8 protein-coding genes are annotated in these 10926 nt (G+C 71.6%); 4 read left to right on the top strand and 4 right to left on the bottom strand.

Translation table 11 applies throughout. From position 1 onward, the window contains the following. Positions 1-2476: SMC family ATPase (locus tag ABZ319_RS29725; protein WP_354989814.1), on the top strand; the 2476-nt coding region annotated here is incomplete at its 5' end. A 7-nt stretch (positions 2477-2483) separates the two neighbouring features. On the opposite strand, the gene ABZ319_RS29720 is transcribed toward ABZ319_RS29725, so the two are convergent. The 4 genes from ABZ319_RS29720 to ABZ319_RS29705 form a co-directional block, all read right to left on the bottom strand. Continuing rightward, positions 2484-2990: a methylated-DNA--[protein]-cysteine S-methyltransferase gene (locus tag ABZ319_RS29720; RefSeq protein ID WP_354989813.1), complete on the bottom strand. Its 507-nt coding sequence runs from the start codon at positions 2988-2990 to the stop codon at positions 2484-2486. Continuing rightward, positions 2987-4498 (bottom strand): Ada metal-binding domain-containing protein, encoded by a 1512-nt coding sequence (locus ABZ319_RS29715; protein ID WP_354989812.1) that lies wholly within the window; start codon positions 4496-4498, stop codon positions 2987-2989. The genes ABZ319_RS29720 and ABZ319_RS29715 overlap by 4 nt, the downstream gene beginning before the upstream one ends. Before the next feature lie 80 nt (positions 4499-4578). After that, positions 4579-4758 carry a YbdD/YjiX family protein gene (locus ABZ319_RS29710; RefSeq protein WP_354989817.1) on the bottom strand — a complete coding sequence of 60 codons (180 nt, stop codon included), beginning with the start codon at positions 4756-4758 and terminating at the stop codon, positions 4579-4581. Between the two features lie 70 nt (positions 4759-4828). Further along, complete coding sequence (locus tag ABZ319_RS29705) at positions 4829-7159, bottom strand: carbon starvation CstA family protein (protein WP_354989811.1); 2331 nt, start codon at positions 7157-7159, stop codon at positions 4829-4831. A gap of 634 nt (positions 7160-7793) precedes the next feature. On the opposite strand from ABZ319_RS29705, the gene ABZ319_RS29700 reads away from it, so the two are divergent. Genes ABZ319_RS29700 through ABZ319_RS29690 form a run of 3 tightly spaced genes read left to right on the top strand, consistent with a single transcriptional unit; the run spans position 7794 to position 10890 of the window. After that, complete coding sequence (locus ABZ319_RS29700) at positions 7794-9158, top strand: sugar ABC transporter substrate-binding protein (RefSeq protein WP_354989810.1); 1365 nt, start codon at positions 7794-7796, stop codon at positions 9156-9158. Positions 9159-9202: 44 nt separating this feature from the next. After that, complete coding sequence (locus ABZ319_RS29695) at positions 9203-10081, top strand: sugar ABC transporter permease (protein WP_354989816.1); 879 nt, start codon at positions 9203-9205, stop codon at positions 10079-10081. Beyond that, complete coding sequence (locus ABZ319_RS29690) at positions 10078-10890, top strand: carbohydrate ABC transporter permease (RefSeq protein ID WP_354989809.1); 813 nt, start codon at positions 10078-10080, stop codon at positions 10888-10890. The genes ABZ319_RS29695 and ABZ319_RS29690 overlap by 4 nt, the downstream gene beginning before the upstream one ends. The last annotated feature ends 36 nt before the right edge of the window (positions 10891-10926 follow it).

The raw sequence follows: 10926 nt of genomic DNA, 5'->3' as shown, positions 1-10926 counted from the left end.
GCGCCGCCGCGAAGATGACGCGACCCGCGCCGCGGAACAGCTCGCCGACCGGCTCCTCGAGCCGGCGAGCGCCGAACTGCCGGGAACCCGCTGGGCGGCAATGGATCTGGCCGAGGGTGAACTGACGGACAGCGATCTCGCCCTCGACCTCGAAGGTATGGAGGAGCCGCCGCCCGCCGCGGGCGCGCTGCACGACGGAGAGTTCGCGGGCGCGCGCGAGGCCGATACCGCATCCGGTCCTGCGGCCGATGGCTCTGAGGCCGGAGCGGCGACGGGAGACGCGGCCGGTGCCCGGGATGGGTTCAGCGTCGACGGGACGGTGGATTCCCCCGGCACACCGGGGCGTGCGGCCGATGCCCGGGATAGTTTGGGCGCGAACAGGACCGGGGGCTACGGCCCGGACTCGACCGATGTCCTTCGCGTGCCCGGTCCGGCGGGGGTGACGGCCGGGAGTTCGGCGACGACCGGCGCCGGTGCGCCGATGTCGGCCGAGCCGTTCCGGCGGGGCGAGGCCGGGGCCGGGCTCGAGGCCGCGGTGCGGCGGTGGAGCGCGCAGATGGGGGCGTTGGACGAGGTGCGGGCCGACGCGGAGTCGGCGCATCGGCTGACCGCCGAGCTGGCGCGGCTGCGGGAGGAGCAGCGGGCGCTGGGGGAGCGGACCGCGACCGTCGAGCGGAAGCGGGGGGCGTTGCCGGAGCGGCTCGTCAAGGTTCAGGGGGAACTGCGCGAAGCCACCGACGCCGCGGCCGGGCTGCCGGTGCTGGAGGCCGAGCGGGAGCGGTGGAAGAACGCCGCCAAGGCCGCGCTGGAACTGGAACGTCGTCAAGAGGAATTGGGCAGGGCGCGAGGGGATTTCGCGGCGCGGCGCGGTGCCCACCTGGACGCGCGGGAGCGCACCCTCGCGCTGCGGGAACAGCGGCTGGCGGGGATGGCCGCGGAACTGGCGGCCGATCTGGTGGACGGCGAAGCCTGCGCCGTATGCGGATCGGCCGAACACCCCGCGCCCGCGCGCCCGGCCGCGCACGCGGTGTCGAAGGAGGCCGAGGACACCGCGCTGGCCGCCGAACGCGCGGCCGAGGCCGCCCGGGATCGCGTGGGGCAGGCGATCACCGAGCTCGAACGCGCCATCGAGGTGCTCGTCGAGCGCGGGGGCGACACCGACAGGGCGGAACTGGCCGCCGCCCTCGCCGCCGCCGAGGCACGCTGGGTCGCGAGTCGTGAGCTCGCGGGCAGGGCGGCCACGTTGACGGCGGAGTTCGAGCGCCTGCGCGCCGAGGAGGTCGGGCTCCAGGACGAACTGCGCGACTGCGAAAGTCGCGGCAGCGCGACGATGGAACGCCTCGTCGCCACCGATCGGCGGCTGGCCGAACTGACCGAGCGCCTGCGCGCCGCCGCCGGAGCGGACGGAACCGTGGAGCGCCGCCGCGCCCGGTTGGCCGCGCTGGTCGAGGCCGCGAGCGCCGTGCGCGAGATCCGCGCCGCGGTGGCGCGGGCGCGCGAGCAGCTCGAGTCGCTGGCCGTGCGCGTCGAAAAGCTCGCCGGCGAAGCGGGTTTGGTGGACGCGCCGCCGCCGGTGCTCGGCGCGAACGGCGTCGACTACACCGCGCTGCGCGGGTACGGGCAGGCGGTGGACGCGGCCTCGCGCACCGCCGAGCGGCAGAGCGAGCTGGAGGCCGCCTTGACCACGGCCGATCGGGCCCGGGCGCACGCGGAGACCGTGCTCGCCGAACCCGAGATCCGCGCCGCCGCCGACCAGCCGCCCGGTGATCTCGCGGGCCTGGAAAGCGCCGTGGCACAGGCTCAGACGCTGCTGGAGCGCGCGGTGGCGGCGCACTCCGAGGCCGCCCGCCGGGTGGAACAGCTCGAGGAGCTGTGCTCGCAGCTGTGGGCGGCGGTGGATCGGATCGCCCCGCTGCAGCGCGCGCACGACGAACTCGCGCGCCTGGCCGAGGTGGTGGCCGGGCGCGGCGAGAACAGTCGCCGAATGTCCCTGCGCTCCTACGTGCTGGCGGCCCGACTGGAAGAGGTGGCGGTGGCCGCCTCCTCCCGCCTGCGCCTGATGTGCGGCGGCCGTTACGAGTTCGTGCATTCCGACGCCGCCGGCCGGCACGGCCGCCGCGGCGGTCTGGGCCTGGACATCCGCGACGACTACACCGGCGCGGTCCGCCCCGCCAAGACGCTCTCCGGCGGTGAAACCTTCATGGCCTCACTGGCTCTGGCCCTCGGCCTGGCCGACGTGGTGGCCGCCGAGTCCGGCGGCCTGGTCCTGGACACCCTCTTCATCGACGAGGGCTTCGGCAGCCTCGACGCCGACACCCTCGACGCCGTGATGGGCGTCCTGGACGAGCTCCGCTCCGGCGGCCGCGTGGTGGGCGTCGTCAGCCACGTCGACGAGATGCGCCAGCGCATCCCCAGCCGCCTCCACGTGATCCGCGGCCGCACCGGCTCCCGCCTCGAAACCTCCATCGGAGCCTGAGATTCGTTCAGGCCTCGTGGTCCAGGAGCCAGCGTTTCACCTCCAGGCCCCAGCGGAAGCCGCCGAGAGTGCCGTCGGTCCGCAGGACCCGGTGGCAGGGGACGAACAGGGCCGCGGCATTGCGGGCGCAGGCGTTCGAGGCGGCGCGGACGGCCTCGGGGCGGCCCGAGCGGGCGGCGTATTCGGTGTAGGTGACGGGGTCGCCCGCGGGGATCTTGCGCAGGACCTCCCAGGCGTGCACCAGGAACGGGCCGGACTGCTGGCGGACGGTGATCGGGTCGATCGCGGTGAGATCGCCCGCGTGGTAGTCGGTTACGGCCTTGGTCACCGCGCCGAGCGCGGCGCGCTCGCGCAGTGCGGCCGGGCGCAGGGTGGGGTGGATCAGGCCGCGCAGGTTCTCCGCGTCGGCGGTCCAGCCCGCGGCCAGGACCGCGCCCTCGCTGTCCACGAGCGCGGTGAACGGGCCCGCGGGGGTGGTCAGGGTGGCGAAATCGGCTGTCGCGGTGGTGTTCACGGTGCGGTTCTCGCTTTCCGGGCGCCGGCTGCGCCATCGGGGACGGATGTGGGATTGGCCAGGGCGTGTTTCCACAGGTGCATGGTCAGGTAGGAGCGCCAGGGCGCCCAGCGCGCGGTGTCGGCGAGGTCGACGCCGAGCAGGCTCGCGCCGCGCCGCACCACGAGATCGGTGTGCAGCAGGATGTCGGGGTCGGCGAGCAGGCGCATGGTGACGTAGTCGGCGGTCCACGGGCCGACCCCGTCCAGCGCGAGCAGATCGCGGCGCAGGTCGGCGGCGGTGCGCCCGGAGTGCAGGACCAGGTCGCCGCCGGCGAGCGCGCGCGCCGCGCCGACGATGGCTTCGACCCTTCGGGCCGGGCCGGTCAGCACCTCCGCGCCGTGCTCGGCGATGGCCTCGGTGGTGGGGAACAGGTGGTGCGCGGCCCCGTCCACCGGTTCGCCGAGCGCCTGAACCAGCCGGGCCACATGGGTATTGGCGGCGGCGACCGAGATCTGCTGCCCGATCATGGTGCGCAGCAGCAGTTCCGGCCCGTCCAGGCAGCCCGGGACCCGGATGCCGGGTGCGAGCACGGCCCCCGCGATGCCCTCGCGATGCGTGGATTCCAGTCCGGTGGACAGCGCTTCGTCGATCCCGACGGGGTCGGCGTCCAGGTCGAGCAGATGCCGCAGTCGCGCCACCGTCGGCGCGAGATCGCGCATATCGTGCAGCGCCAGCGAGGCGCGTACGTGCCCGGGCTGCACCGAGAGCCCGATGGTGGTGTGCCCGTGCGGTGTTCGCAGGGCACGGGTGAAGACGCCGTCCTCCCAGGTTTCCAATCCCGGTGCGGCGTGCGCGGAGAGGAACCATTCCAGCCACGAGCGGTCCAGCGGCTCACGGTAGGGCAGGCGCAGGGTCAGGACGCCGTTGGTGGCGGGCAGCGTGTCGCCGTTGCGGCGGCGCGACTCCTCGCGCAGCGTGGTCGGGCTGACCGCGAACACCTCGCGCACGGTGTCGTTGAACTGCCGGATGCTGGCGAACCCCGCCGCGAAGGCGATGTCCGACATGGTGAGCCGGGTGGTCTGGATCAGCAGCCGGGCGGTGTGCGCCCGGTGCGCGCGGGCCAGGGCGAGCGGACCCGCGCCGAGCTCGCTGGTCAGCACCCGGGTGAGCTGGCGCTGGGAGTAGCCGAGGGTGTCCGCGAGGGCGGGCACGCCGCCGCGCTCGATGACCCCGTCGGCGATCAGCCGCATGGCGCGGGCGGCCAGGTCGGCGCGGGTGTTCCAGAGCGGGGAGCCGGGTGCGGCGTCGGGCAGGCAGCGCCGGCAGGCGCGGTACCCGCCCTGCTGGGCCGCCGCGGCGGTGGGCAGGAACGTGACGTTCGCGGGTTTGGGTGTAATGGCGGGGCAGGAAGGGCGGCAATAGATTCCGGTGGTTCGCACCGCCGTGAAGAATTGCCCGTCGAAGCGCGCGTCCCGAGTCGTCACGGCTCGGTAGCAGCGCTCGAAGTCCAGATCGTTCGCACTCACAGGATCCACGATCGCAGCCCGCGCCGAACTCCGCTAGCGGAAATCAGACGCTACCGTCGGCGGAAATCGGACACCCGCGCTCAGCAGCAGCGTTGCTGGGGATTGCGGGTGGCCGCGTCGTGCCGTTCCCGCCAGTACTCGCGCTCGCTCGGAATGTCCCCGCCGGGGTGGTGCAGGCGCAGGTGCCGCACGTACCGCTGGTAGTCGTTGCCGCCGAGCACGGAGTCGAACCACCAGATCACCGCCCGCACGACCCGCACGACCGCGCGCCCCGCCGACCGCAGCAGCGCTGCCGGCGACGAGGCGCGCGAGTTGTCGTTCATCGCCATGTCAGTGCGCGTGCGCCGAACCCGGCGGCCGCACCTTGCCCTCGGCGATCAGGGCGTCCCACTCCTGCTGGACTTGCTTCTCCGCCTTGGTCGCCACGAAGGAGCTGGGCCCGAAGATCTTGGACGGCACCTCCGGCGATTCGGTGGTCTCCGCCCCGCCCTTGCGCACGGCGTTGACGCACACCAGCACGCCCACGACCGCGACGATCAGCACCAGCACCGCGAACACGATCGAGAGCGTGCCCTGGATGAAGGTGTTGCGGACGATCTTGTCGAGGTCGTCCAGCGCCTTCTGCAGCGCGGCCGGATCCTTGACCCCGGCCGGGAGTTGCCCGGTGTCCAGGGCCGCCTGGTAGTTCTCGCGCTTGGTGACCGCGTCACCGTGCGCCCGCCAGTAGCCGATCTTGGGATCGTCGGAGAAGATCTTCTGGAACGAGGCGGTCATGGTGACGACGAGGTCCCAGACCAGCGGAACGCCCGGAATCCAGGCCCATTTCAGCAGACCCTTCTTCACCACGATCACCAGCACCACGGTCAGCGCGACGGCCGCGAGCAACTGGTTGGAGATGCCGAACAGCGGATACAGCGTGTAGATGCCGCCGAGCGGATCGGTCACGCCCATGAGCAGCACCGAACCCCAGGCCGCGACCACTATCGCGGAGCAGATGAACACGCCCGGCCACCACGACGGATCCTTGAACTTCTTCGCCGCGCCGCCCAGGTTGCCCAGCGCGTCCGAGACCATGAAGCGCGCGACGCGGGTGCCCGCGTCGATGGTGGTGAGGATGAACAGCGCCTCGAACATGATCGCGAAGTGGTACCAGAACGCCTTCCAGCCCGTGCCGCCCAGGAACTGGTGCAGCACTTCGGACATGCCGACCGCCAGGGTCGGGGCGCCGCCGGTGAGCGAGACGATCTTCTTCTCGCCGATGTCGGCCGCGGCCTGATCCAGTTCCGCGGCGGTGATGGGCGGCCCGTCCAGCCCGAGGCCGTTGACGTAGGTCGCCGCCTTCTCCGCGGAGTTGCCGGTCAGCGCGCCGCTGGCGTTCATCGCGAAGTACAGGTGCTGATCGATGATGCTCGCGGTGATGATGGCCATGACCGCCACGAACGATTCCATGAGCATGCCGCCGTAGCCGATCATGCGGGCCTGCGACTGCTTCTCCAGCAGCTTCGGGGTGGTGCCGGAGGAGACCAGCGCGTGGAAGCCCGAGAGCGCGCCGCACGCGATGGTGATGAACAGGAACGGGAACAGGCTGCCCGCGAACGCCGGGCCGTTGCTGTTGCCCGCGAACTGCGAGATGGCCGGGGCCTGCAGCGTCGGCATGGTGACCAGCACGCCGACCGCGAGCAGGCCGATGGTGCCGATCTTCATGAAGGTCGACAGGTAGTCGCGCGGGGCGAGCAGCATCCACACCGGCAGCACCGAGGCGACGAAGCCGTAGGCGATGAGCAGCCACGCGATGGTGGTGCCGGTGAGGGTGAACAGGTCACGGCCCCAGCCGGATTCGGCGACCCAGTTGCCGGACACGATGGCCAGCATGAGCAGCGCGAAGCCGATGATCGACACCTCGCCGACCTTGCCCGGGCGCACGTACCGCAGGTAGAAGCCCATGAGCAGCGCGATGGGGATCGTCATGGCGATGGAGAACACGCCCCACGGGCTGCCGCCCTCGAGGACGCCGGTCTCCTTGTTGGTGGTGGCGGCCAGCGCGTTGGTGACCACGATGCCGAGCACCGCGAGCAGGATCATCATGATGACGAGCACGGCCACGATGGCGGCCACGCCGCCGACCCGGCCCAGCTCCTCGCGGGCCATCTGACCGAGGCTGCGGCCCCGGCGTTTGGTGGAGGCCCACAGCACCAGATAGTCCTGCACCGCACCGGCGAACACGACGCCGACGATGATCCAGATGGTGCCCGGCAGATAGCCCATCTGCGCGGCGAGCACGGGGCCGACCAGTGGGCCCGCGCCGGCGATGGCGGCGAAGTGGTGGCCGAAGAGCACACGCCGGTCCATCGGCATGTAGTCGCGGCCGTTCTCCATCTCCTCGGCGGGGGTGGCCATGTCATCGCGCGGCTTGGTGATCTTCCAGGCGATGAGGCGCGAATAGAACTGGTAGGCCAGCACATAGGTGCAGACCGCCGCTATGACGATCCAGACGGCGTTCACGTTCTCGCCGCGGACCACGGCCAGAATGGTCCATGCGAGGGCCCCGAGCAGGGCGATGACGAGGAATACGCCCTTCTTCGCACGCGTCATGGGTGTCCGGTCCACGACGCCGACCGGGGGTAGGTCGGGGTCCGTCCGGAGATATTCGATGGTCGCCATGGGCCAACTCTCCCTGCGGTACAGCGGAATCCAAAGGATCTAGGTGAAATGGTGCCAACGTAGCGGAACCGACATGCCGGGAAGTCGGCTTTCCCGCGCCGCTCACCCGGTGTCGCGCCGCGGGATACGGGTGGGCCGGCGGCGGCATCGTGCCGGGGGCGGGGGTGTCGCGGTCCGGCGGGCTGTCCCGCGCTTCCGCGTGTTCGCCGCGTGTCGCCGGTTGCTCACCGTATGCTGCCATGCTGATCTGCGACCTGGGCCACAGGGTCCGGTGGGTTGGCCAGCGACCATGAGGAGATCCGATGCCCGTCCCGCCGTCCCGTCGGCGCGTGTCGCCGCCCGGGCCGTCGAATCACTCATGCCCGTACTGTCGGCGCTCGCGGACGGCGGGCGATCGGATTGCGCCGAGTGGCCGGGCAAGTGCGACGAACGGTCGAAACCGGACGACGAGTGGCGACCGGACAGCGCTGTCCGCGCGCGGCGGCCGGGGACCGGGGGTGCGGGGTGAGCGTTCGGGGAGCGATGCGCGAAAGCCACGCCCGCGCTTGCGAGCCGAACATACGCGGGTCGGCGCCGGGTGGACCGCGGCCGGGGCGGGCTCCGGAAGCCGAACCGGCGCACGACGGTACGGCCGATGACCGCGTCCCCGGCAACCCCGCCCCGTGCGCCCGCTCCCGATGCGCGCTTCCCGCAGGCGTTCTCGCGGCGCGCGATACTCCGCGCGGCCGCCGCGGCTGCCCCGCTGGCGGCGCTGGGGGGCTGTGCCGGGGACGACGATGACGCGGTCACCTTCTTCTTTCAGGCGCGGCCCGAGGAGGCGCGGGCGCGGCTGCGGATCATCGAGGAGTTCGAGCGGCGGCGGCCGGACATCCGGATCCGCACGATCATGTCCGGGCCGGATCCGCTGCAGCAGATGCTGACCTACTGCGCGGGCGGCAAATGCCCCGACGTGCTGATGTCGTGGGAACTGCTCTACGCGGGACTGGCCGAGCGGGGGGTGCTGGTCGACCTGCGGGAGTTCCTGGACCGGGATCCCGGGTACGCCGCCGCGCTGCGGGCCGACGGCTACGCGCCGCTGCGGGAGACGTTCGCGTGGCGCGGCGGGCAGTATGCGCTGCCGGAGCAGTGGTCGGGGGTGTTCCTCTACTACAACCGGAAGCTGTTCGCCGAGGCGGGAATCGAGCCGCCGGGACGGTGGGCGGACGCGTGGACCTTCGCGGAGTTCCTGGCCGCGGCCACCGCGCTGACCCGGCGCGACGGCGACGGCCGCACCGAGCGCTGGGGTTTCGCCGACGCCTGGGTGCCGTACTTCTCGGCGGCCTGCTTCGGCATGAACAACGGTGCGGAGTGGTTCAGCCCGCCGGTGCGCCCCGAGCGCACCAACCTCGGCGATCCGCGGTTCGCGGCGGGCCTGCAGTTCTACGCCGATCTCGCGGTCCGGCACCGGGTCGCGCCCGGAGTCGGTGACCGGCAATCGGTCTCGGCCCAGGATCTGTTCCGCAGCGGCCGCGCGGCCATGCTGCTGGGCGGGCACTGGCTGTTCTCGGAGTTCACCGGCCGTGACGACCTGGACTTCGACGTGACGGTGCTGCCCGTCGGCCCGCACGGCGGCCCCGGCGCGATCACCGACGTCGGCAGCACCGGCCTGGCGATCGCGGCGGCCAGTCCCCGCCGCGAAAAGGCCTGGGAGTTCGTGAAGTTCGCGACCGGCCCCGAGGGTCAGGCGCTGATAGCGGAGTCCGGCCTGTTCGTCCCGGTCCTGCGATCCGCCATGGGCGCACCGGGTTTCGCCGCGGCGCACCCCGGGATCCGCAACCTCGAGGTCTTCACCGGCGGCCCCGCCGCCTCCCGGCAACTGGCCGTCACACCCCTGTGGGGCAAGGTCGAGTCGTTGCTCGAACGCGGCTGTAACCGGGTCCTGCGCGGCGCGGCCACCGCCGATTCACTGGCGGGCCGCACGGCCGCGGACATCGACGAACTCCTGCGGGCGGCAACATGAGCGAGTCGCACGCCGCCGCGGACCGGGGTGGTGCGAGCCCGGGGCTGGCCCGGCGGCGGGCACGGGCCGGAGCGTTGTTCATCGCGCCCAACCTCGCGGCGGTGGCCGTGTTCCTGGTTTTCCCGCTGGGGTTTTCGCTCTACCTGAGTTTCCACTCCTGGGATCTGTTCAGCGCGCCGCGGTTCGTGGGTGTGGACAACTATCGGAGGCTGTTCTCCGCGGATCCGCTGTTCTATATCGCGCTGCGCAATTCGGCGGTGTTCACCGTGCTGACCCTGGTGCCGACCGTGGCGGTCAGTCTGGTCATCGCCGCGCTGCTGAATCGGAAGCTGGCCGGTATCGGGGTGTTTCGGACGATCGCGTTCCTGCCGCTGGTGGCCTCCACGGTCGCCATGGCGGTGGTGTTCCGGTTCATCTTCGCCACCAACGACGGGCTGGCCAATCTCGTGCTGGGGTGGGTGGGGCTCGGGCCGGCGCCGTGGCTGACCGAGCCCGAGTGGGCGCTGGTGACCCTGAGCCTGGTCACGGTGTGGAAGAGCGTGCCGTTCGCGACGGTGATCCTGCTGGCCGCCATGCAGGGGGTGCCCGAAAACCTGTACGAGGCAGCGCGAATCGACGGTGCGGGAGCGCTGCGCCGGTTCGGGTCGATCACCGTGCCGCTGATCCGCGGCGCGCTGTCGTTCGTCTTCGTCATCACCGTCATCAATTCGGTGCAGGCGTTCGATCAGGCGTACGCCCTGACCGGCAGCAACGGCGGGCCGGAGACGGGGACCTATGTCCTGGGAATCATGCTGTTCCAGAACGCTTTCCGCTTCTACGAGGTCGGTTACGCCTCGGCCCTGGCCTGGGTGATCTTCGCAATCCTGCTGGCCCTGACCCTGATTCAGCTCCGCTTCTCGCGCCGCGCCGAGGCCGAACTGTGAAGCGGGCGCTGCTGATCTACCTCGCCCTGATCGCGGTGGCCTGGTCGGCGCTGGCCCCCATCCTGTGGGCGCTGACGACCTCGCTGAAGTCCGACGGCGAACTGGCCGACCCCGCCGCCCTGCCCGCGCATCCCCGATGGTCCAACTACACGGCCGTTTTCGATGCCATCCCGCTCGGCCGCATGCTGCTGAACACCACCCTCTACGCCGCCTGCGTCACCGCCGGCCAGGTGTTCTTCTGCTCCCTGGCCGGATACGCCTTCGCCCGCCTGCGCTTCCCGGGCCGCGACGCGGTGTTCCTGGCCTACCTCGGGACGCTCATGGTGCCGCTGACCGTCACCGTCATCCCGCAGTTCCTGCTCATGCGCGCGTTCGGCTGGATGGACACCCCCTGGGCCATGATCGTTCCCGGCCTGTTCGGCAGCGCTTTCGGGACCTATCTCATGCGCCAGTTCTTCCTGACGCTCCCCGTGGAATTGGAGGAGGCCGCCACCCTGGACGGCTGCACGCCCTGGCAGATCTACTGGCGCGTCCTGCTTCCGCACGCCCGTCCCGCCGTCATGGTTCTGGCCTTGCTGACCTGGATCACCGTCTGGAACGACTTCCTCTGGCCGCTGATCATGATCCAGCGCAACGCCTACGCCACCGCCACCCTCGGCCTGGTCCGGCTCCAGGGCCAGTACTCCACCGACTGGCCGCTGCTGATGGCCGCCGCGATGGTGATCCTGCTGCCGCTGCTGCTGCTCTACGCCGTGACCCAGCGGGCCTTCGTGCGCGGCATCGCCATGTCCGGCCTCGGCGGTCGCTGAGGCCGGGCGAATTTCACTGGTGCGCGACGGTGCGCT

The sequence above is a fragment of the Nocardia sp. NPDC005978 genome, assembly GCF_040614455.1.
In the GTDB taxonomy this organism is placed as follows: domain Bacteria; phylum Actinomycetota; class Actinomycetes; order Mycobacteriales; family Mycobacteriaceae; genus Nocardia.
The sequence above is the reverse complement of the archived record's forward strand: the minus strand, read 5'-3'. Positions and strand labels throughout refer to the sequence as shown.

What these genes read in the sequence shown, in the direction of transcription:
- ABZ319_RS29705 (WP_354989811.1), bottom strand. Translation starts at nt 7,159, where the DNA reads ATGGCGACCATCGAATATCTCCGGACGGACCCCGACCTACCCCCGGTC.
- ABZ319_RS29700 (WP_354989810.1), top strand. Translation starts at nt 7,794, where the DNA reads ATGACCGCGTCCCCGGCAACCCCGCCCCGTGCGCCCGCTCCCGATGCG.